Here is a 22922-nt window from a genome sequence, read left to right on the forward strand (position 1 = left end):
TTTTATTTCTATTTATTCTAAATAAAAGACATGCAAATATAAAAAAAGTAGCTAATCGTTAGCTACTTTTTATGAAATATTATTAGATAAAACTATTACTTAGTTTACTGTTTCAGCTACAGTAAAGTTAAATTTAGCTGCAATCTTGTTTGAAATATTGTCTAACGTTGCAGGTGTAGTATTTTCCCATAAACCATTTCCTGTACCTATTAAATCATTTATGTACCCATCTACTTCAGCTTTTGTAAAGTAAGATTCTGTAGAATTTGGTTTTCTAGTAAATTGTAAACTATAAATAAAACCTAAACCTTCCGAAAGATCATGAAACGCAGATGCCTTATCTGTAGCCCATACTCCTTTTCCTGATTGTAAATAATATACCGTTCTAATAGCAATTACTTCAGAAATTTTCTCACGAATAATTTCAGCTTGCTCGTTACGAACTTTATAATTTTTAGCAACGATAGCTGCTCTACCTAATTTAAATGCATTGTAAATTTCTGTCGCAATTCCAGCAAAATCAGAGTCTTTATTTACACGATCTAAATACTTATTTAAAAAGCTATCCGCATCCAATACAGGTACTGCAGGGTTAGCTTCACCTCCATATAAATATCCGTAAGCTTCATCCCACTTATGCTCCATCTTAGTGTAATTAGTACCTGTTTCTAAAGTACCAGCATCATTCTTAGCTACATTTGTTCCCTCATCTAAGACTAACGTACTTAAGTAATTATTTAACATTTGATCTACCATTAAAGCACCGATTAAACCTTTTGCAAAAATTTGATTTAACTCTACTCCTTTTCCATTAATGTATCTTGTAGAACCACCTCCAGACTCTTGTAATTTACCCGCTGTTCCTGCTACTGCATTCACATCCCAATTTGGGTAAACATCATCTACCTGCTCTTCAATCCAAGAATCAAATTCTCCTTTAATTGCATTTGCATCTACAGCATTTGCACTGAAGAAATCATTAGAAGCAGCTGTTTTACTTCTCACATTTTTTCCTGTAGCGTTTAAAGATGTATCAATAAAATCAGGTTTCCCTTCTTCATGAGCAAACATTTTATCTATATCTTCTTCAGTCTTTGCTGTGTTTTTTAAAGCATCAGCAATTTCTTTTGCCATCTTAATTCGAGTTGTTTGTCCGGAAAAACTAACAGTTGTATTTCCGTTTCTCTCAAATTTATATGTAGCAGGAGCAGTTACGTTATTTACTGGATCATCATCTGAACAAGATGTTAATACCACAGCAGAAACTGCCAACATTGAAAGAATTACTCTTTTCATTTTTATTTAGATTTAGTTTTAATAAATTTTCGACAAATTTATAGAACTCTATCGTTTTTCCAAACTTTATTAAGATTTATTTTAAATAAAAATTACACGTAAAAATAAAACACTGTTTAACAGTGTTTTAAAAATTATTTCTTTTTAAGAAGTTCAATAACAGCCTTACGAATATCATACGCCATTTCATTATCATTAGGACGATACACCTGTATTACCCCTTCCGCTTTGTCTGAAAGAATAGGTATATCTAATCCTTTTAATAAATAATCAGAAAAAGCAACTTTATATATTTTGTTACTATCAATTGGTTTTCCTTGTACAAGCCACTTTCCTTCCTTTTTAACAACATTATAACGCTGTAAATATGCTCCTGTACCTGCAGATTTTAGTCCATATTCTAACACCTCTTTTAACAAACTTCCTTTAATATCTACTTTTAAAACCGCTCCTCCGTAAGGTAAAACTCTAAAAATATCTACAACATTCACCGCTCCAGACAATTCATCATCTATCCTTACCGAACCTCCATTAACCAAAGCACAATCTACTTCGTTATTATACGCTAAACTCATCGCTTCAGCAATTAAAACCCCCATATTAGTTTGTTCACTTCTTATCGGAGTTTCTCTTGCATCCAAAGGTTCTTTAGCTGTATAAATTACTTCGTAAGGATTAGAAACGATATCTTGAATCTTATTCTTTAATATATCTTCCCATTTACTAACAACAGCATTTACCTTTTTATCAGCTACTATTTTATCATTAATCTCTTTCAATTGAGACTTGAATCTCAGTTTTTTCGTTTTGGGATCAAATTCAAATCGATGGATGTAGGCTGTTTTTGCATTTGCATCTGCTTTCGCTATTACAGCATTTCCTACTCTATCATAACTATTTGTATGTTCATGTCCTCCCATTAACAAAGGTACATTCGGTAATAATTCGGCTACCCTTTTGTCTTGACTTAAAGATAAATGGGTTAATCCTAATACAACATCAACCTTATCTTTAATATCACTATAAGATCTTTGTATTTCTTTATACATATCTCCGTAATACACATAATTTTTTGGGTTTGAAGGAATACAAACACTTATAAAACCAACTTTCAAAATAGATCCATCGGGGTTCTTAAATTCTTTTATAAAAGAATCTTCTAGATTGTGCTTGCTTCCATTTTGTTCTTTGTAAAAATAACGGTGTTCTCCATCAACATTGTGTAACACATTAGCAGAAATCCAAGCAAAAGAACTTTCATTAATTCTTTTTTGTAAATCTTTATAGCTCAAATCGAATTCATGGTTTCCAAAAGCAACCAAGTCAAAATTCATGGCATTCATTACTTCGACCATTTGTTTTCCTTTCACTCTCTCTCCATCTACTTTCATTGTACCTATTAAAGAGGGATTCAAAAAATCTCCAGCTAAAACAAGCATTACATTTTTACTTTCTTTTAACAAATCTTGGTGCACGGTTTCTACTCTTGCCATACCACCATACTTACCTCCTTGTATAGGTGCTATTTCATATACATCGTTTAATTGTAAAATTGAAAAGTACGTTTTAGATGCTTCTTGTTTAAATTTAAAGGCATCTTCTGAAGTGTTAGTTACGTTTTTAGCAGATCCACATGCCAAAAAGATAGCAACTAATAATAAAGAAAATAAATATTTGATTTGTTTCATTATGTAATTTTTAGCAAGCCAAAATTACAAATTCTAATGAAGGTATTTACGTGTATTTTGTTTTATTTGAGCTCTAAACTTAACCAACTCTGGAAATTGATAAAAGAAATTTATTTTCTTTTGAGCAGTAGTTCTTGGTCTTTTAATCTTTGGACGTAACACAAAAGCAGTCCAGCTCTCTACGATATCTTCTTCTGGACTTTCAGCCGCGTAATCAGTAATAAACTCAGTAAAATTATCCATATACAAATCTGAAAGTTTATCAACACAACTCGCTTCTGTATAGCAATGTTCTTTTTGAATATAATCCCATTCTTCTAACAAACCTTCTTTCTTCCAAAATAAGTTAACAAATCTATTCATGTAACTATTTTTGTAAGCCTCTCCTTCGTGTGTTAAATACAACCCGTTCTCTTCTACTTCTTGCCTAGTAGGTCTAATTTGTTCTTTATTCAAGGTTATTAAGTGACCAAACTCATGCACTAATGTATATACAGACTCATATAATCTTCTACGATCTCTTGAATCAAAATTTACATCTTCAACATCAATTACAAGCTGCCATCTATCATTTCCTTTACTCAATGAAACCAAGGCTCCTGTTTTTTCATCAGGACCGTCTGTCATTAACACTAACCTTCTTATATACTTTCTTAAAACCTTTTTAGGAAAAATCTTATTTAACTCACTCCAATACCTGGAAGCCAAATCGTTATTTATTGAACTATTTTTAATTAAATATCCATTATATATTTTCCATGTTCCAATCCTTTTCTCTTTACTTTGAGAAAACGATAACATCGAAATAGAAAATGTTAATAATGCGATTAAAATTTTAGTTCTCATATATCTTTAAAAAACTTCGAGTGCTTTGTTGTAAGCACTTTCAAAACTCATTGGTTTTATATTTGTATCAATACTATTACTAGTAAAGTATGATAATAATTTTTCTGTAGGCATATTACCTGTTAATTCATCTTTCGCCATCGGACAACCTCCGTATCCTTTTATGGCTCCATCGAATCGTTTACACCCCGCTTTATAAGCACTATCAACTTTTTCAAACCAAGTTGTTGGCGTTGTATGCAGATGTGCTCCAAATTCGATTTGTGGATATTTCGGAATCAAATTCGAATACAAATAGGTTATATCTTCAGGTGTCGAACTACCTATAGTGTCTGACAAAGATAGTATTTTTACGCCCATATTCGACAAACGTTCTGTCCATTCTGCCACAATTTCCACATTCCAAGGATCACCATACGGATTTCCAAACCCCATAGACAAGTATGCTACTACTTCTTTATTCGCTCTACCAGCAATGGTTAATATTTCTTTTAACGTATCAATAGACTCTTCTATTGTCTTGTGTGTATTCCTCATCTGAAAATTTTCAGATATTGAAAACGGATATCCCAAATAATGAATCTCTTCAAATTGAGAGGCATCATTTGCTCCTCTTACATTCGCAACAATAGCCAATAATTTACTAATTGTTGATGATAAATCCAACTTTTTTAACACTTCAGCAGTATCTTTCATCTGCGGAATTGCCTTCGGGGAAACAAAACTCCCAAAATCTATCGTGTCGAATCCAACTTTTAATAAAGCATTTATATATTTCGCTTTTGCCTCTGTCGGTATAAAATGACTTTTAATACCTTGCATAGCGTCTCTCGGACACTCTATGATTTTGACTTTCTCAACCATTGTGCCAAATATAAGTAAAATCATTAAAAATTGTAAGCTTTATATTAGGTTAATTCATTGGCAACAAATTAGAGAAATTATTTATTTTTATAAAAAAGTGTCACACATCAAAAATATCCTTGTCTATTAAATAGAATGATTTCATTAGAGTCGAAAAAGACACATATTAATCAACTAATCGAACGCTGCAAACTAAACGATAAAAATGCACAAATGCTTGTGTACAATAGCTACTATAAGGCTATGTTTAACACTTCATTTCGTATTTTAAAAGATGAATTTGAAGCAGAAGATATCATGCAGGAAGCTTTTTTAACTGCATTTACTAAGTTAGACACCTTTAAAGGAGAAGTTACATTTGGAGCCTGGCTAAAAAGAATTGTAATTAATAAAAGTTTAACACAACTGAAAAAGAACAATCGTTACGACGAAGTAAAAATGGAAGTTATCTCTAATGATAGCCTTGATGAAGAAGAAACGAACATAAATTATAACTCGTTGGATGTTAAATATGTATTACGAACAATTCAACAACTAAAAGATAACTATAGAATCGTACTTAATTTAAATTTAATTGAAGGGTATGATTATGAAGAAATAGCTCAAATACTCAACTATACAAACGAAAATGTGCGTACAACAGTATCTAGAGCAAAGAAAAAATTAAAACAGATTTTATTATCTGAAACTAATAAAACACAAGTATATGGAGGATAAACTACATACTTATTTTTCTGAAAATGATTTCGACATACTAGAGCCTCATTCAGGTCATATAGATCGTTTTCAAAGAAAATTAGAACAACAACAAAAGAACACCAAGAAAACCTCTTGGAGATGGTTGAGTGTTGCTGCCTCAGTGATCTTATTATTAGGTTTTTATTTAGGAAGTATTCAAAAAACGGAAACCTTTGATTTAACCACTGTATCACCTAAAATGGCAGAAGCTGAGAGCTTTTTCGTTTCTACCATAAACCAAGAATTAAAGGAAATAGAAAAGTACAGAACTATTGAAACCGAAGTACTTATTGAAGACACCTTAGACCAAATAGAGGAACTAGAAGAACAATACAAAGCTTTTATCATCGATTTAAAATCGAACGAAAATAAAAAACAAATAATTAAAGGTATAATAGCAAACTATCAACAAAGATTAACCTTACTTGAAGAACTATTATCTCAATTAGAAAACAACGAAAACCCTAACAATTTTGAAATTAATTACGATGAAGTCATTTAATATTATATTCTTATTTCTGTTAATTCCATTTGTTTCGTTTGCTACAAATGATAACAATGGGTTAAAAAAACACGAAAAAACAAAAACCATTAAGAAGAATTTTTCTGTAAACTCGAACGCAACTGTATTTTTAAAGAATAAATATGGTAATTTGAATGTTACTACATGGAATGAAAACAAGGTTGACATTACGGTAAAAATTACTGTAAAAGGAAACAGTTTAAGTAAAGTAGAAGACAAATTAGACGGTATTGACGTTATTTTTGAAGCTTCTGAAAACTTAGTAGAAGCACGTACTACTATAGAAAGTACAAAATCTAATTGGTCTTTTTGGGGTAGCAATAATAATATCAACTATCAGATTAATTATTATGTAAAAATGCCTAAAACCAATAATGCAGATTTTCACAATAAATATGGAAACATTGAACTTGATGAAATTGAAGGTAAGACCAATATTAATTGTGATTATGGTAAAATAGAAATTGATAAACTTTTAAATTCGTCGAATACTATTGATTTAGATTATTGTTCTGCCTCTGAAATTAATTTCATGGAGTCGGGGAATGTAAACATTGATTATTCTAAATTAAAAATTAATACAACAACTTCTACGAAAGTAAATTCAGATTATTCAACTGTTCGTATTGGTACTTCAGAAAATGTTGATTTTAACTGTGACTATGGTAGTATCGTTATTAATGAAGCTACTAACATTAATGGAAATTCTGATTATGCAGGAATGAAAATTGGAACTTTAAAAAAGAATTTAAAAATTAGTACCGACTATGGAGGAATTAAAATTTTAAATTTAGCTAACGGATTTGAAAATGTTACAATCGACGGAAGTTATGCCGGCATAAAAATACTAACCAACGAATCAAATAGTTTTAGTTTTAAGATGGATTTAGGCTATGCTGGCTTTAGCTACCCGGATGATAATGTAGATCTAACAAAAAGTATTAAAAAGAGTACTAAAAAGTATTATGAAGGTACTTTTGGAAACGCTAGCTCTAACTCTTCGATTAATGTTAAATCAAGATATGGAAGTGTATCATTAAAAGTTAACGACTAACTTTTTTCCAATATCATAGCTCTACATATTAAATATCGAGCTATATAATAAATAGAAGTATAAACAATTACATATCCTAAGTTGTAATCTAGATATTTATTATATGCTATTAAAATATCTGCAACTACAATTAACAAAATACCCAATAAAAAGTATTTGTTTCTAAGATTCATTTTGTTCAAATAATTCAAGAATGAAAAGAGAATCATTGTTGCAGAGGTTAACCCTAGTAATAAAAAAGAAGAAGAAATTTCTTCTAAATACGGTCTCAATAATACATAAAAAATAATAAACAAGCCAAAACTTGGAACCATATAAAACAGTAAGGTTTTTATATCAGTATCTTTTAGTGCCCTTCTAGATATAATTATATACAAAACCCTGTTTAATAACAAAAGTAAAACACCAAAAAGTAAAAAACTGTCTTCAAAAATTAAAAAAGTATCAGATGCTATAGAACTTAGCAACAAAAGTAAATACCAATAATTGATTTTTTTTGATACAGTTAAATATAAAAAGGACAAAGACAATAATGCCGTAACTTTTATAGTCATTTCCATCAATTGGTCTCCCCTATCAATAAAAAAGAAGGATACAAAACAAGCTATAAAGTAAACTGTGCTATATGTTTTAAGGTAAAAAGGCATACGTAATGTCTATAAATATATAATATAATTTTAACATAACTTAAATAAAAAATGAAAAAACAACTGCTTACTCTAATTCTAATTGCAACCACAATTACTGCAACTTCGCAAAGTTGGTGGAATTCAAAAAAGATTAAAGGAAATGGTAAAGTAATTACCAAAACAAGAACTGTAGGAAGCTTCGATGAAGTAGCCGTTGGAGGATCTTTCGACGTTAATCTAGTGCAAGGTAAAGAAGGAAATATTACTTTAGAAGGTGAAGAAAACATTTTACCTTATATCGTAACTGAAGTTAAAGGAGGAACTCTTAAAATTAAGTTTAAAAGCAACACAAATATTAATACTACTAGAAGGTTATTAGTTACTGTTGCTTTTGATAAAATTGACGGAATATCTTTAGGAGGCTCTGGAAATGTAACCTCACAAAAAGTAATCAAAGCTGAAAGTGTTTCTTTAAATCTAGGAGGTTCTGGAAGTATTATTGCTGATGTTGACGCCGACACTACTAAAGCTTCTATAGGTGGCTCAGGAAACATTAAGATAGAAGGTAAAACAGACAATTTTAAATGTTCTATTGCTGGGTCTGGAAGTATCAAAGCTTATGAACTACAAGCAAAAAATTTAAAAGCGAACATTGCTGGGTCTGGTAGTGTTAAAACTACTGTAAGTACTCGCATTAAAGCTACTGTTGCTGGTTCTGGAAGTGTTTACTATAAAGGAAATCCTAAATATGTAGATACAAACTCTATTGGCTCAGGAGATGTTATTGATAGAAACTAAACGTTTATAAAACAAAACACTGCTATTAAAAAACTCCAACAAAATATTTTGTTGGAGTTTTTATATTTTAAATACTATGAAATCTTTATTGCAAAGAAGCCAAACTTGCTTTTAACGTTTCTATTTTCGCTAAAGCATCTGCTTCTTTTTTCTTTTCACCCGCAACTACCTGCTCTGGTGCGTTATTTACAAAACGTTCATTCGCCAATTTCTTTTGCACCGATTTTAAGAACCCTTCAGTATAGTTTAACTCTTCTGTAATTTTCTTAACTTCTTCTTCTACATTGATACTATCTGCTGAAATAGGTACAAAGTACTCATTTGACTTGACACGGAAACTTAAAGCTCCTTCTACTTTTTCAGAAGAATAAGAAAGAGTCTCTATATTTACTAACTTTTGAATTACATTATCAAAATTTTCAGAAACTTTTTCATTATTAACAATTACTAAATCAATTGTTTCTTTAAATGAAATTTTCTTTTCCTTACGAATTGTTCTAATTCCTGCAACTACTTCCGATGCAAAATCAAACTCAGCAATTAATGCTTCTTTGCTTTCTTTTGTCTCAGGATATTTAGCTATGATTAACGCTTCTTCTGGAGTTCTTTCTTTAATAGATTGCCAAACTTCTTCTGTAATAAAAGGCATAAAAGGGTGCAAAATTTTAAGATTATCTTCAAATAAAGCGATTATTTCTTTATACGTTTTTGCATCTATTGGCTGCTGAAAACCAGGTTTAACAATTTCCAATAACCATCCACAGAAATCATCGTAAATCAATTTATAAATAGACATGATAACATCACTTAAACGATATTTCGAGTAATGATCTTCAATTTCAGCCAACACTTTTTGGAATTTTGCCTGATACCAATCTAAAGCTATTCTACTAGACTGTGGTTGTTCGATTGTTTCAGAAACTTCCCACAATGTTGTCAATTTGAATGCACTCCAAATTTTATCTCCAAATCTCTTCCCTTGATTACAAAGAGTCTCGTCAAACAACAAGTCGTTCCCTGCTGCCGAACTTAACAACAACCCAACACGAACCCCATCTGCACTATAGTCTTCAATTAACTTTAATGCATCTGGTGAGTTCCCTAAAGATTTAGACATTTTTCTACGTTGCTTATCACGTACTAAACCAGTTAAGTAAACATTTTCGAAAGGGCGTTGGTCTTTATATTCATACCCTGCAATTACCATACGTGCTACCCAGAAAAATAAAATATCTGGCCCTGTCACTAAATCATTTGTAGGATAATAATATTTAATTTCTTCGTTCTCAGGATTACGAATTCCATCAAATACACTCATTGGCCATAACCAAGATGAAAACCATGTATCTAATGCATCTGGGTCTTGCGTTAAGTCAGATGTTGACAATGATGAATTTCCCGTTTTCTCTTGAGCTAATTTTAATGCATCTTCAATACTTTCAGCAACTACAAAGTCTTCTTTTCCATCTCCATAATAAAAAGCTGGAATTTGTTGACCCCACCATAACTGACGCGAAATATTCCAATCACGAATGTTTTCCATCCAATGACGATATGTATTCTCAAACTTTCTTGGGAATAATTTTACTTCTCTATCTTCTCCTAAAACAGCTTCAATTGCTGGTTTTACCAACTCCTCCATTTTCAAGAACCATTGATCTGATAATCTTGGTTCTATTACCGCTTTAGTTCTTTCTGAAGTTCCAACTTTATTGGTATGCTGTTCAACTTTTAATAAGAACCCTTTTTCTTCTAATTCTTTTGATATCTCCTTTCTTACTACAAAACGATCTTTTCCTTCATAATGTAACCCGAAAGAATTTAAAGAAGCATCTTCATTAAAAATATCAATTACCTCTAAATTATGCTTATCTCCTAAAACCTTATCATTTTCGTCGTGTGCAGGTGTTACTTTTAAACATCCAGTACCAAACTCAACATCTACATACTCATCTTCAATAATTGGGATTTCACGATTACATAAAGGTACAATTGCTTTCTTTCCTTTTAAATGTGTATAACGCTCATCATTCGGATTGATACAAATTGCTGTATCTCCCAAAATCGTTTCAGGACGCGTAGTAGCAATTGTAACTTTCTCATCAGAATCTACAATACTGTATTGTAAGTAATATAGGTTTCCTTGACGCTCTTCATAAATTACTTCTTCATCTGAAAGTGTTGTTTTTGCCTCAGGGTCCCAATTTACCATTCTAAAACCACGGTAGATATATCCTTTATTATACAAATCAACAAAAACCTTTATAACAGCTTCACTCATATCATCATCCATGGTAAACTTTGTACGTTCCCAATCACATGAAGCTCCTAATTTTTTTAATTGTTCTAAAATAATACCCCCATATTGATCTTTCCACTCGAAAGCATGTTTTAAAAACTCTTCTCGTGTTAAATCACTTTTATTAATTCCTTGCTCTTTTAGTTTGGCTACTACCTTCGCCTCTGTAGCAATTGATGCATGGTCGGTTCCAGGAACCCAACAAGCATTTTTACCTTGTAAACGAGCACGACGAATTAATACATCTTGAATTGTATTATTTAACATATGTCCCATATGAAGTACTCCTGTGACGTTTGGCGGTGGAATTACAATTGTATATGGTTCTCTTTCGTCTACTTCTGAATGAAAATAATTATGTTTCATCCAGTAATCATACCATTTTCCTTCTACCTCTTTTGCACTGTATTTTGATGGAATACTCATGTGTTAATGTTATTTATTTTTGTATATTTTTACATCTCAAAAAAATGCCTAATTCAGCTTTGGCATCATTTTTGAAAAATGATTAGCAAAAATACAACTATCTTTGAGGTACAGAAAATCTAGAGGTTGTTTTTTTATTAACTAAAAAATAATATTAAATTTGTAACGGTTTGTAACCCCTAAATTAATTTTAAGATTATGAAAACATTATTATCTTTTGTAGCTATTTGCTTATTATCATTAAGTGTTAATGCTCAAGAATTTAAATTTGTAACTGAAACTATTGATTATGGTAAAGTAGCATATGGTTCTGAAGGAAAACGTACTTTCGAATTTACCAACATTGGTGATGCTCCATTAATTATCAAAGATATCAAGTCTACTTGTGGATGTACAGTTCCTAAGAAGCCAGAAAAACCAATTATGCCAGGAGAAAAAGGGCAAATTGAGGTTTCTTATGACACAAAAAGACCAGGAGGTTTTTCTAAAGCGATTACTATTATGTCTAACGCTAAGAAAAAAAGAAGAATGTTAAAGATTAAAGGATTTATTACTAAAGATGCTACTCCTGCAAAAGCAAAGAGTGTTGTAAACGATAGTGAATAAAAGACTTAATTAGATATAAAAAAAGACCTGCAAATTGCAGGTCTTTTTTTATATTCTTTGTTCTAATCTGAATTCATACTTTAGACGTGTTACCCCCCTATCTACTTTTAACTTTATCTTCTTATCAGGTTTAGAATGAAAAAGTTCCATTATTTGTCCCATTGTATAAGTATGTGCAGGTTTTCCATTGATATATTTAATAACATCTCCCTCCATTAAACCAGCTCTAGCTGCTGGTGATCCTTCAACTACTTTATCTATTTTATAAGAAGGCTTAAATCTGTAAAAAAATGTAGTTACTAAAGATATCGTATTATTTTTACTAACATTATTGTTTTCTAAAGTTCTTGCAAATTTTGTAATTGCTTCTTCTTTAATAAGTTCTTGTCCGTTATAAATAACATGTAAGCCACTCATATTATAGTAAAAGCCCCCTTTTAAAGGAGCATTCTTTTTAAACGTAATTTTTCCATTTGGGTAATCAATCCAAACTTTAAATCTCTTTAACACCTCTCCCCCAATACTTCCGTTACGTTTTTTAAATTTACGTGCATTAAATGTAGAAGTTGAGTCTAAAAATGCGGCAGTTGGTTGAATTATTTCATACTTCCCTATTTTTAGTTTAGCTACTCTACTTCTGTTCCCGTAAATGGTACCACTAAACCCCTCACCTAGTACATCATTAAAGTATTTTTTGGGAGTACGTATTTCCTTTTTCGTATCCTCAAAAAGCCACATAGCATCGGTACCTCCAGAATCTATCAAAAGTTTCACGGGTAAATCATTTACATTATCTACCAAGTCAACATTTACATCTACATAAGGTTTATTCCTGTAGAACTCTAAAGGAATAGTCTCACATTTCCTACATCTTTTGGGGTATTTGAATGTTTTCGGATTATAAAATGTTACTTTTTTATTATTATAATCTACCCTAGCAATAACATCTTTTAGTAAATCATATCCTATAATTCCATGAATAGTGGTTCCCATTCTTGCAGAAAGGTTAAAAGCATCTTTTAAAATAACATATAAACTTTCGTTAGAATTAACAATATTATTAACTCTAAAGGTATTTTTTCGAGAAAGCAGCGCCTCTACAGGTTCACCATCTCCTAAACCATGTATAAATACTTTTCTTACTTCTTTCAGGTCTATACTATCATTCTGGGTCAAATTAAAGAGTATAGTTTTGTTAACTCCTGTGTCTAAAATAAATGAAAGAGGTTTATCATTTATTTCAAGAGGAATCACTATTAAATTATTAATTAAACGAAAACTAACAGTTTGTTTATCAGTTTTTTTACCGAAGAATTGAAATTTTCCTTGACCAAAACTTAATAAGCATACATGAAGCAATAAAAGTGTAAGTAATTTTTTTCTCAAAAGGGAGTAGTTTAGAATATCAATATTCAATTTACAATTAAATTTCGGGGTATTTAACTTTTTAAGATTTTTTTAACCTTATTTCTCTACTTTTTTTATGCTTTTTTTGATGCTTTTATCTGTCTTAAATTCAATTATATTTCGCAAATTTGCCTTTGAAAACAACTAAACATTTATATTTAAAATGCCTTCTATTTCTAACAAAGGAAATTCTATGCCTCAATCACCAATTAGAAAGTTGGTGCCTTTTGCAGAGGCTGCTAAGAAAAATGGAACTAAAGTATTTCATTTAAATATTGGACAACCAGATATAAAAACTCCACAAGTTGCTTTAGATGCAGTAAAAAACAATGCCATCGAAGTATTGTCTTACGCTCGTTCTGAAGGTTCTGAAGAATACAGAAGTAAACTTGCTAATTACTATGCTCAAAATGAAATTCATGTTGCAGCAAACAACATCATTGCTACAACTGGAGGTTCAGAAGCTTTATTATTTACTATCGGTAGTATTACTGACCCAGAAGATGAAATCATTATCCCAGAGCCATTTTACGCTAACTACAATGGTTTTTCTACAGCTTCAGGAGTAAAAGTTGTTCCTGTTATTTCTAAAATTGAAGATAACTTCGCTTTACCAGCAATTGAGGATTTTGAAAAGTTAATTACTTCAAAAACAAAAGCGATTTTAATTTGTAACCCAGGTAATCCAACAGGATATTTATATAGCGAAGAAGAAATTGAAAAACTAAAGCAAATTGTACTAAAACACGATTTGTTTTTAATAGCTGACGAAGTATACCGTGAATTCACATACGACGGAGAAAAACACAATTCTGTAATGGCTTTGGAAGGTATAGAACAGCATGCTATCATGATTGATTCTGTATCTAAACGTTATAGTATGTGTGGAGCAAGAATTGGGTGTATTGTTTCTAAAAATGAAGACTTTATTAATACTGCTCTTAAATTTGCACAAGCGCGTTTAAGTCCTCCTACATATGCTTTATTAGCTAGTGAAGCTGCTTTAGATACTCCACAAAGTTATTTTGACGAAGTTATTGAAGAGTACCAAGAACGTAGAGATACTTTAATTTCTGAATTACAAAAAATTGAAGGTGTTAAAGTCGCAAATCCAAAAGGTGCGTTTTATTGCATCGCAGAATTACCTGTTGATAGTTCAGAAGATTTTGCTCAATGGATTTTAGAAAAATTTAATCATAATAATGAAACTGTTATGGTTGCTCCTGCTGGAGGTTTCTATTCTACTAAAGGAGAAGGTAACAACCAAGTAAGAATTGCTTATGTTTTAAACAAAGCTGACTTAAAGCGTTGTGTAGAAATTTTAAAAGTTGCTTTACAACAATACAATAGTTAATTGAATATACAAAACAACATATCTTTAAAAGAATACAACACGTTTGGCATTGATGTAAATGCCAAGCGTTTTGTTTCTATCGATTCTCTTTACAGTTTACAACAACTTTTAAAAGTAGAGCAAGATATTTTCTTGATTAGTGGAGGTAGTAATATGCTATTAACTACTGATATTGATAAATTAGTAGTGCATCTTAATTTAAGAGGAATTTCTATTGATAGGGAAAACCATAATGATATTTACCTAACGGTAAATGCAGGTGAAAATTGGCATGAATTTGTTCAATGGTGTATTTCTCAAGGATATGGTGGCATTGAAAATCTTTCTTTAATTCCTGGTAATGTAGGAACTTGTCCTATTCAAAATATAGGGGCGTATGGAGTTGAAGTAAAAGATGTAATTACTAAAGTTGAAGCAGTCGAAATAGCTACAGGAAAGTTAATTGAATTTTCGAATAAGGACTGTCAATTCGGCTACCGAAATTCAATTTTTAAGAATACCGTAAAAGGTAAATATATTATTACTTCTGTTAGTTTTCAGCTAACAAAAGGCGAACATCACTTAAATACGTCTTACGGTGCTATTAATACTGAATTATCAAAAATGGGTATCGACAATCCATCTATTAAAGATATTTCAGACGCTGTAATTTCTATTAGACAGTCTAAATTACCTGATCCAAAAGAAATTGGAAATAGTGGTAGTTTTTTTAAGAATCCAGTCATTTCTAAAAAACACTTTCAAAAACTTCAAAAAGAATACCCTGCAATTCCTAATTACCCAGTTTCAGAAACAGAAATCAAAGTTCCTGCTGGATGGTTAATTGAACAAAGCGGGTTTAAAGGAAAACGTTTTGGTGAGTATGGTGTTCATGAAAAACAAGCACTTGTTTTGGTTAACTATGGAGATGCTAGTGGAAAAGATATTTATAAACTTGCTCAGACCATCCAAAAAACCATTCAAAAGCACTTTGGTATTGATTTAGAAATTGAAGTTAACGTTATTTAATTTGCTTTTCGAAAGCGATACTTAAAATTGAATTTTCTTCGTTTCTTTGATAGAATTAAATTCTAGCCCTTATTATCTTTTCAATTTATCATCATAGATTTGTTGTTTTTCAAACAAAAAATTAATAATTGTTTATTTTTATTATATTTTTTCTAAAATTTTAATATTTATTTAACATTATAGTGTTATTAAATATAATTCAAACTAAACAAATTTTATTATGAAAAATCCAAAAACAATTTTATTTTTTTTTGCCCTTTCTTTTTCATTAATATTCCAAAATTGTACTTCTGACGAAAATGAAGTATCAAATTTAGATGTCCCCGCAGTCTCTCCATCAAATTTGAACATGGATGATGCTGACCATGCAACTGTTCAAGGTTTCGGACCTAACTCTTATTGGGCCAATTACCTTGTGAATCAATCAGTAACAAATTTTTTAAAAGGACAACACGACAGTGCTGCAAGTCTATTTGGTATGGGTAATGTACCATTATACTATGCTGCTGGTCCTGGAACTTTTAACGCTCTTTCTTTTAGCGCAGGATATGTAGTTTGGGGAGAGGAACTCTTAGCAAATGCCAATACTTATGGTAATGCAGCTATAGCCTATGTCGCCGCTCATGAAATAGCACATCAGGTGCAATTTAGAACAAGTGGTATTCCGAGTAGAAACCATGTGAGCGCTACAGAACTAGAAGCAGATGGATTTGGAGGTTATTATATAAGAAAAAGATATACTAGCAACTGGACAACAGCTGCACAAGGATATACTTTCTCACAAACTTTAGGTGGTCCTGTAAACTCTAGTCACGGTTCTTCATCTCAAAGAAGATCTGCATATAGATTAGGTTATCTTATAGCCGAAAATGGCAACTATACCAATAGAAATTTTGATAACGTATTCTTTTATTATTATGATCAATACGTTTTAGGAGGACTTCTTAAATCTGAAGTGAAAAAGCCTAAAAATGTATCAGTAGAAACTCATGATTATATTTCTTCATTTAGTGAAGAACTTCAAAAAATCGCTTCAGGTGAAATATCTGAAGAAGAATTTATTAATTTAAAATAACAACTAATAATAATTATATTTAATAATGAAAACTGTTTCTTTTTTTTAAGAAACAGTTTTGTTCTTTTTCCTCACCACTCTCTGTAATATTTTAGACTTTTGATATACTAATAAATAAAAGTTTATAAGTTATGAGTAGATTTTGGATTAAGTTCAAGAAGTTTTATAAATGTGAAGTGAGAACATTTAATAAAATGCTAGGTATAAAAAACTAGCCTTCTTCCTTTAATATTTTTATATGTCTAATTAGACGCTCTGTATCTAGGGCTATAGTTCCGTTATATACACCTCTAATTCTTCCTTTTTTATCAATAAGAATGAAGTTTTCAGTATGAACAAAGGCATCTTCATCTTGTGTTTTCACAAAATCTTCGTCGGCAAAATAGGCCTTACGAGCTAAATCATAAATCTGTTTCTTATCCCCTGTTACCAAATTCCATTTTTTAGAATCAATATCATTATCAATAGCATATTGCTTTAAAACAGATACTGAATCTTTAGTTGGCATAACTGTATGAGATAATAACATAACATCATTATCTGCTTTGAACCTTTCTTGAATTTTACTCATGTTCTTCTCAAGTATTGGACAGATACCTGGACAAGTAACAAAGAAAAAATCGGCTACATAAATCTTACCTTCATAAGTCTTTTTGGTAATTGCTTCACCATCTTGATTTATCAACGAAAACTCAGGAATTTGATGAATATCATTATACTTAACATCCTTTTCATGAATCCATTCTGGTGTAAACTCTGCCGAATTAAAAAAAGGGAGAGTAACTTCTTTATCAACCTCTTTTTTTGCTTGACATGATATTACTAAAATACCTATTACTAACAGTGTTAAAATTTTATTGAATAATTTCATTTTTTGTATCTACTGAATAACATTTTTTTAATCCTATTAAACCAAATCGTTCTCCATTTTTTGTAACATAATTAGCCCTAATTTTTCCATCTAACTGCCACATTCGTTGACGTCCATCTTCTTTTCCATCAACATAATTGAACATTTTTAGCAATTGTCCATTCGGAAACCATTCGCTTACTTCACCATCGTATTCCCCATGTTCATTGAAATGGTACATAAACTTAAGTTGTCCATCTTTATACCAGCCTAAATGCTTTCCTGTCTTTAAGCCATTTGTATAAAAACGCTCAAAAGATTTAGCACCTTCTTCATACCACCCTTGATACATTCCATTTCTTTTCCCTTCATTATATTCGGATTTTGACTTTAATTCTCCTGAATTATAAAAGGTATTGACTACTCCTGAAAAAGCTTCGTTTTTAAATAATAATACTCCATTTACTAATTGAAAATTAGTATCTAAAATATTTCTTTCAATTACAGCAACAGTACTATTTGTTCTAGCTTCTTTAGTTGAACAAGAAGCTAGAAATAGCGTTAGTAAAATTATATATGTAATTCGCAAAAGTTTCATTAACGAGTTACAGATCCTGGGGTTCCAAAAAAGCCACTACCATTTAAGTATGGGTCTTCGTTGGTGATATGATAATGATAAATTCCATCAGGAAAATCTGCTGTTGGAGAAACATGTCCGTGGTAATCATCTAAATCGTCGTTTGTAATGGTTTTTCCATTCTCTAAAGGACCATAGACAGGAAAACCATCAGATAACAATCCTAAAAACGCATCTTCTCCAAAACTATCAGTTAAAAACTTTGGCTTGATATGATAATGATATTGTGTATTTGCAGGATGTCCTAAATATTGGTCAAAAGAATTAATTTCTCCTGCTAAGGGTGCTCCTCCTGCTGCATATTGATTAAAGAAAACCACTCCATTTCTCGAAACTCCAATAGGTCCCATTGGCGTAGTAGATTTTGTATCTGCTTCTGACGGGTTTAACGGAATTCTAAAAGTAATATTTTGCTCTCCTATTGAACCTGGATTTTGATTCCAAGCAGGATTGGTTCCATTATAAGCCTCATACATTGCATGTCCTACCCCCCAATATGGACTTTTATGATTTGGTAAATTCGTTGTTTGTATGGTTAGTGTGTTTCCTGAAACAGAATATGTAATTGCGTCAATCCCATCAAACTTTGATAATATTGGGGTTATATCATATACTTTTTCATCTATCGTTCCTTCATTAGTTCCTTCAGAATCATTTGATCCACATGAATAAACTATTGTCATTAAACCTATTAATAAGGCTGTTATTTTTAAGTTTTTCATAATAGTTATTGCTTTAAATTATTTAGGGTTTCTTTTAAATCATCGAGTTGTTGCTGTTCTGCAGTGGTTAAAGTTCTATCTAACAAATTAGTAACTTCAAAAAAGTCATTTGATAGATTATAAAAAGCTTCGCTTCCGTCTGTAAACTTTATATATTTATAATTTCCATTTCTAATGGTATATTCATCATCACCACTAGGTTGACCATGTTCTGTATAAGCAAAATCTCTATTTTGTGAGTTGCTTGTAGAGGAAAATAATTCTTTAAAACTTTTACTATCGTTGATTTCATTAGTTCCAGTACCAGCAATATCAGAAATGGTAGCAAATAAATCGACCGTGTTTAACAACTGATCTTCTTCTTGATTAAATCGTTCTACATTTTTACCTGAAACAATCATTGGTACATTGACCCCTCCTTGATATAAAGTTCCTTTAGCTCTTCTAGATCTATAATCTTGAACCACTTGATTTGGACTTCCATTATCTCCAATAAAAATAATAATTGTATTATCCTTTTCTTCTTGAGACATTGAATCAAGTAAACGTCCAATTTCAGCATCCATCGCTTCAATCATTGCTAAGTAATATGGTAATGGATTTGCATCAATACTTGCTTCATCAGTAGGTAAACTTCCTTGTGAATGTAAATCAGCAGGAGGTAAATGAAATGGGGTATGTGGAGCATTAAAAGCCAACCACAAAAACCATGGCTGATTTTGCTGCTCTACCCAATCAATAGCTAAATCAGTAAATTTTGTGGTTGTATATTCATTTGAAGAAGTAGAACTTTGATTTTGTGTTATATTCCATTCCCAATAACTTCTCACTCCACCACTTAACAAACCAGCATAATAGTCTATTCCCATTTGTGTTGGATGTGATGGATTATTAGATAAATGCCATTTTCCAATAACAGCATTACTATATCCTGCATTTTCATCTTCTAAAAACTGTTGTAATGAGGTTTCTGTTGTAGGTAATACATCATCCACTTTCATTACTCCTGTTCTAAATCCATATTTACCAGTTAAAATACTAGATCTTGTTGGCGTACATGTTGGATACGACCATAAATTTGTAAATCGAACTCCAGTATTAATCATATTTTGCAAATTCGGAGTATTTGGCTTCACAGAACCAACGTTAAAACCTGGGGTTGCATCTAACCCCATATCATCTGCTATAATTAATAATATATTAGGTTTAGTACTAGGTGTAGGTGTTGGAGTTTCATTATCTCCTGCTATGGTTGCAGTATCACTACTACATGCAAAAAACAAAGACGTTGCGAACAATAAAGTAAGAGGTTTAAAGAGTAGCTTCATATTAATAGTTTTACATTAGACCTCCATTTTTTAAAAAGGTTTAAAATAAAAAGGACATTTCTTTTGAGAAATGTCCTTTTTATATAATCAAATGAGTTTATATTACTTATCAAATAAAGCTTTATGTATAAAACCAGCTACAACTGCTCCAGCAATTGGTGCTACCCAAAACAACCAAGACTGTGTTAAAAACTCTCCTCCCGCAAACAAAGCTTGACTCATTGAACGAGCTGGATTTACCGATGTATTAGTAATAGGAATACTGATTAAATGAATTAACGTTAATCCTAAACCAATCGCAATTGGTGCAAATCCTTTAGGGGCTCTTTCATTGGTACTTCCTAAAATTATAAGCAAGAAAAACAAGGTTAACAAAAACTCTGCAATAAAAGCAGCCATGATACCATAACCTCCTGGCGACAATTCACCATAACCATTTGCAGCAAAACCGCCAATAGATTCAAAACCTACTTTGTCAGTAACAATAATAAATAACATTGAAGCCGCCAATATAGCTCCTACCAGTTGCGAAACAATATAAGGAACCAGCTCTTTTGCCGAGAACTTACCTCCTGCCCATAGTCCTAAAGAAACAGCTGGGTTAAAATGTCCTCCAGAAATATGTCCTACAGCATAAGCCATGGTTAATACTGTTAAACCGAAAGCCAATGCCACTCCAGTAAACCCTATTCCTAATTCTGGAAATGCAGCAGCAAAAATTGCACTACCACACCCTCCAAAAACCAACCAGAATGTTCCAAATAATTCAGCGATGTACTTTTTCATGATATAAATATTAAAAATTAGTTAACAATGATTAAGACACCGCGTTTTTTAAAATGTCACATTCTCCCTTTTTCAAATAATAGCGTATCTTTGCATTTCAATATTATTTTTATGAAATTAATTTTTGTTACAATCGGGTTATTAGCTATTGCTTTTGCTGGAATAGCGATTAAAATTTGGGCTAAAAAAGATGGTGAATTTGCAGGTACTTGTGCAAGTCAAAATCCGATGTTAAACAAAGAAGGAGAAGCTTGTGGTTTTTGTGGTAAAACCCCAGATCAATTTGATACTTGCGCTGAACCACAACACAATAGTTAATTAATTTATGACATTAACTGTACTTTTCTACGTTTTAGTAGCTGTATTTTCTGTACAGATAATTTATCATTTATATTTTTTGGTATTCTGCTTTAGTAAAGAAAAAGAAACTAGTATACCTTCTATACCTGTTTCTGTTATTGTTTATACCAAGAATAGTAATGAAAATATTAAAAAGAATTTAGCTAAAATACTTAATCAAAACTATCTAAACTTTGAGGTAGTAGTGGTTAACAATGCTTCCTTTGATGATACCTATTATACCTTAGAAGATTTTCAAAGAGAGTTTAAACATCTAAAAGTTGTTAATGTTGAAAATACAGAGGCTTTTTGGGGAAACAAAAAATATGCATTGACTTTAGGAGTTAAAGCCGCCCAAAATGAACATCTTATTTTTACTGAAATCGATGCAAGACCAATTTCTGATAACTGGCTCGCTTCTATGGCTTCGAGGTTTCATTCTGAAAAAGAAATTGTTATTGGGTATAGTAAGTTTGATACAACGAAGATGTCTTTCTTAGGTATATTGGTTCGTTTTGAGCACTTACTTAAACATGTTGCTTCACTTTCTTTTGCCAAATATGGCAGTCCTTATTATACAGATGAAAAAAACTTTGCCTATACGAAAAGTACTTTTTTCAGAGTAAAAGGATACATTAATCACATAAAGTTACCTGCAAAGCATAGCGATTTATTTGTTAAAGAAGCAAGCACCAAAAAGAATACTACTATTACCACTGCTCCTAATAGTTTTATAAGTATCCCACTTCCAACTTCTTTTCTAAGTTGGTATAATACTATCGCTTTAGAGGCTTTTAATGGTAAAAATTATAAATTTAAGCATCGATCATTAACCAATTTATACTTTGTTTCTAAAGTTGCCTTTTATATTTGTGCCACTTTATTACTTATTCTTAATTGGCAGCTTTCGTTACCTTTTATTTTGGTTTATTTGTTATTTAGATATATTATTGTTGGTAAGGCATCCAATAAATTAAAAGAGAAAAATTTAATCTTCTTTGTACCTCTTTTAGAAATTTGTTTATTGTTAATTCAAATTAGTATATTTATAAAAATTAGAATTTCGAAACCTTCGCTTTGAAAATAAACCAAGAAAAGTTACTTCATCAAATCAAACTTGCCAAGCAAGGCAATCAAATGGCATTTAACTTTTTGTTAGATTCTTTTTGGGGAAACGTTTATGCATTTTTACTTCAAAAAACCCAAAACGAAAACGATGCGGAAGACATTACTATTCAAACCTTTTCAAAAGCATTCGATAAAATTTCCTCTTTTAACGAAGAATATCAATTCAAAACTTGGTTAATTACTATTGCTAAAAATATTCATATCGACTTTTTACGTAAAAAAAAGTCATCTATAACTATTGAAACTTCTAAAGACCAAGAAAAAGAGGCTTTTAAAGTAATTGATGATGCACCTTCTCCAGAAGACAAAATCATAACAGAACAAAATTTAGCGAAACTTTTACGCGATATAAAACAGCTTAAACCAAAGTATCAAGAAGTCATTAATTTGCGGTATTTTCAAGAATTAAGCTATAAAGAAATTGCAGAAAATATAGATGAACCTATAAACAATGTAAAAGTTAAATTACTGAGAGCTAAAAAATTATTAGCAGAGATTATTAAAAAATCATAAATTGCACA

Annotated in this window: 23 protein-coding genes; 11 read left to right on the forward strand and 12 right to left on the reverse strand. The window is 31.1% G+C overall.

The genetic code is table 11. The features are described from left to right. Positions 1-99 precede the first annotated feature (99 nt). The 4 genes from ABNT22_RS11700 to ABNT22_RS11715 form a co-directional block, all read right to left on the reverse strand. Positions 100-1296 (reverse strand): DUF4856 domain-containing protein, encoded by a 1197-nt coding sequence (locus ABNT22_RS11700; protein ID WP_348718542.1) that lies wholly within the window; start codon positions 1294-1296, stop codon positions 100-102. Between the two features lie 134 nt (positions 1297-1430). After that, positions 1431-2984, reverse strand: coding sequence for a bifunctional metallophosphatase/5'-nucleotidase (locus ABNT22_RS11705; protein ID WP_348718541.1), 1554 nt, complete (start codon positions 2982-2984; stop codon positions 1431-1433). A gap of 33 nt (positions 2985-3017) precedes the next feature. Further along, positions 3018-3830, reverse strand: a complete 813-nt coding sequence (locus ABNT22_RS11710; protein ID WP_348718539.1) for a hypothetical protein — start codon at positions 3828-3830, stop codon at positions 3018-3020. Positions 3831-3836: 6 nt separating this feature from the next. Next, positions 3837-4694, reverse strand: coding sequence for a hydroxymethylglutaryl-CoA lyase (locus ABNT22_RS11715; protein WP_348718609.1), 858 nt, complete (start codon positions 4692-4694; stop codon positions 3837-3839). A 135-nt stretch (positions 4695-4829) separates the two neighbouring features. Between ABNT22_RS11715 and ABNT22_RS11720 the strand changes: the two genes are divergently transcribed. From ABNT22_RS11720 to ABNT22_RS11730, 3 genes are read left to right on the forward strand one after another with little or no spacing between them, the layout of a single operon-like run. After that, the gene (locus ABNT22_RS11720) at positions 4830-5411 is read left to right on the forward strand and encodes an RNA polymerase sigma factor (protein WP_348718538.1); all 582 of its coding nucleotides are present in this window, start codon (positions 4830-4832) and stop codon (positions 5409-5411) included. Next, on the forward strand, positions 5401-5934 hold the full coding sequence (locus ABNT22_RS11725) for a hypothetical protein (protein ID WP_348718537.1): 534 nt from the start codon (positions 5401-5403) through the stop codon (positions 5932-5934). Before ABNT22_RS11720 ends, ABNT22_RS11725 begins: the two co-directional genes overlap by 11 nt. Next, positions 5921-7009: a hypothetical protein gene (locus ABNT22_RS11730; protein WP_348718536.1), complete on the forward strand. Its 1089-nt coding sequence runs from the start codon at positions 5921-5923 to the stop codon at positions 7007-7009. The genes ABNT22_RS11725 and ABNT22_RS11730 overlap by 14 nt, the downstream gene beginning before the upstream one ends. Here ABNT22_RS11730 and ABNT22_RS11735 read toward each other — a convergent pair. Beyond that, a complete protein-coding gene (locus ABNT22_RS11735) occupies positions 7006-7563 on the reverse strand; it encodes a lysoplasmalogenase family protein (RefSeq protein WP_348718535.1) in 558 nt (185 codons plus the stop codon). The two genes, ABNT22_RS11730 and ABNT22_RS11735, sit on opposite strands and share 4 nt — an antisense overlap. Positions 7564-7707: 144 nt before the next feature. On the opposite strand from ABNT22_RS11735, the gene ABNT22_RS11740 reads away from it, so the two are divergent. Continuing rightward, positions 7708-8436, forward strand: a complete 729-nt coding sequence (locus tag ABNT22_RS11740; RefSeq protein WP_348718534.1) for a head GIN domain-containing protein — start codon at positions 7708-7710, stop codon at positions 8434-8436. Between the two features lie 85 nt (positions 8437-8521). On the opposite strand, the gene ABNT22_RS11745 is transcribed toward ABNT22_RS11740, so the two are convergent. Beyond that, on the reverse strand, positions 8522-11161 hold the full coding sequence (locus ABNT22_RS11745) for a valine--tRNA ligase (protein ID WP_348718533.1): 2640 nt from the start codon (positions 11159-11161) through the stop codon (positions 8522-8524). A 198-nt stretch (positions 11162-11359) separates the two neighbouring features. On the opposite strand from ABNT22_RS11745, the gene ABNT22_RS11750 reads away from it, so the two are divergent. Next, entirely contained in the window at positions 11360-11767 is a 408-nt protein-coding gene (locus ABNT22_RS11750; protein ID WP_348718532.1) for a DUF1573 domain-containing protein, read from the forward strand. Between the two features lie 48 nt (positions 11768-11815). On the opposite strand, the gene ABNT22_RS11755 is transcribed toward ABNT22_RS11750, so the two are convergent. Next, complete coding sequence (locus ABNT22_RS11755) at positions 11816-13153, reverse strand: retropepsin-like aspartic protease (protein WP_348718531.1); 1338 nt, start codon at positions 13151-13153, stop codon at positions 11816-11818. Positions 13154-13337: 184 nt separating this feature from the next. Here ABNT22_RS11755 and ABNT22_RS11760 point away from each other — a divergent pair, with 184 nt between their 5' ends. The 3 genes from ABNT22_RS11760 (at position 13338) to ABNT22_RS11770 (ending at position 16611) form a co-directional block, all read left to right on the forward strand. Next, positions 13338-14528: a pyridoxal phosphate-dependent aminotransferase gene (locus ABNT22_RS11760; protein ID WP_348718529.1), complete on the forward strand. Its 1191-nt coding sequence runs from the start codon at positions 13338-13340 to the stop codon at positions 14526-14528. Continuing rightward, complete coding sequence (gene murB, locus ABNT22_RS11765) at positions 14529-15536, forward strand: UDP-N-acetylmuramate dehydrogenase (protein WP_348718528.1); 1008 nt, start codon at positions 14529-14531, stop codon at positions 15534-15536. 220 nt (positions 15537-15756) lie between these two features. Next, on the forward strand, positions 15757-16611 hold the full coding sequence (locus tag ABNT22_RS11770; RefSeq protein WP_348718527.1) for a hypothetical protein: 855 nt from the start codon (positions 15757-15759) through the stop codon (positions 16609-16611). Between the two features lie 211 nt (positions 16612-16822). Here ABNT22_RS11770 and ABNT22_RS11775 read toward each other — a convergent pair whose 3' ends face one another. From ABNT22_RS11775 to aqpZ, 5 genes are all read right to left on the reverse strand, one after another. After that, positions 16823-17482, reverse strand: a complete 660-nt coding sequence (locus tag ABNT22_RS11775; protein WP_348718526.1) for an SCO family protein — start codon at positions 17480-17482, stop codon at positions 16823-16825. After that, a complete protein-coding gene (locus tag ABNT22_RS11780) occupies positions 17466-18059 on the reverse strand; it encodes a hypothetical protein (RefSeq protein ID WP_348718525.1) in 594 nt (197 codons plus the stop codon). Before ABNT22_RS11780 ends, ABNT22_RS11775 begins: the two co-directional genes overlap by 17 nt. Next, a complete protein-coding gene (locus ABNT22_RS11785; protein WP_348718523.1) occupies positions 18059-18820 on the reverse strand; it encodes a YHYH protein in 762 nt (253 codons plus the stop codon). The genes ABNT22_RS11780 and ABNT22_RS11785 overlap by 1 nt, the downstream gene beginning before the upstream one ends. Before the next feature lie 5 nt (positions 18821-18825). Next, the gene (locus tag ABNT22_RS11790) at positions 18826-20148 is read right to left on the reverse strand and encodes a sulfatase-like hydrolase/transferase (RefSeq protein ID WP_348718522.1); all 1323 of its coding nucleotides are present in this window, start codon (positions 20146-20148) and stop codon (positions 18826-18828) included. A gap of 102 nt (positions 20149-20250) precedes the next feature. Then, the gene (aqpZ, locus tag ABNT22_RS11795; protein WP_348718521.1) at positions 20251-20934 is read right to left on the reverse strand and encodes an aquaporin Z; all 684 of its coding nucleotides are present in this window, start codon (positions 20932-20934) and stop codon (positions 20251-20253) included. A 111-nt stretch (positions 20935-21045) separates the two neighbouring features. On the opposite strand from aqpZ, the gene ABNT22_RS11800 reads away from it, so the two are divergent. The 3 genes from ABNT22_RS11800 to ABNT22_RS11810 are packed head-to-tail and all read left to right on the forward strand — an operon-like array spanning position 21046 to position 22914. Next, a complete protein-coding gene (locus ABNT22_RS11800; protein WP_348718520.1) occupies positions 21046-21252 on the forward strand; it encodes a membrane or secreted protein in 207 nt (68 codons plus the stop codon). A gap of 7 nt (positions 21253-21259) precedes the next feature. Further along, complete coding sequence (locus ABNT22_RS11805; RefSeq protein ID WP_348718519.1) at positions 21260-22354, forward strand: glycosyltransferase; 1095 nt, start codon at positions 21260-21262, stop codon at positions 22352-22354. Then, entirely contained in the window at positions 22351-22914 is a 564-nt protein-coding gene (locus ABNT22_RS11810) for an RNA polymerase sigma factor (RefSeq protein ID WP_348718518.1), read from the forward strand. The genes ABNT22_RS11805 and ABNT22_RS11810 overlap by 4 nt, the downstream gene beginning before the upstream one ends. Positions 22915-22922 lie beyond the last annotated feature (8 nt).

It is taken from the genome of Tenacibaculum sp. 190130A14a (assembly GCF_964048965.1).
Classification (GTDB): Bacteria; Bacteroidota; Bacteroidia; order Flavobacteriales; family Flavobacteriaceae; genus Polaribacter; species Polaribacter polynesiense.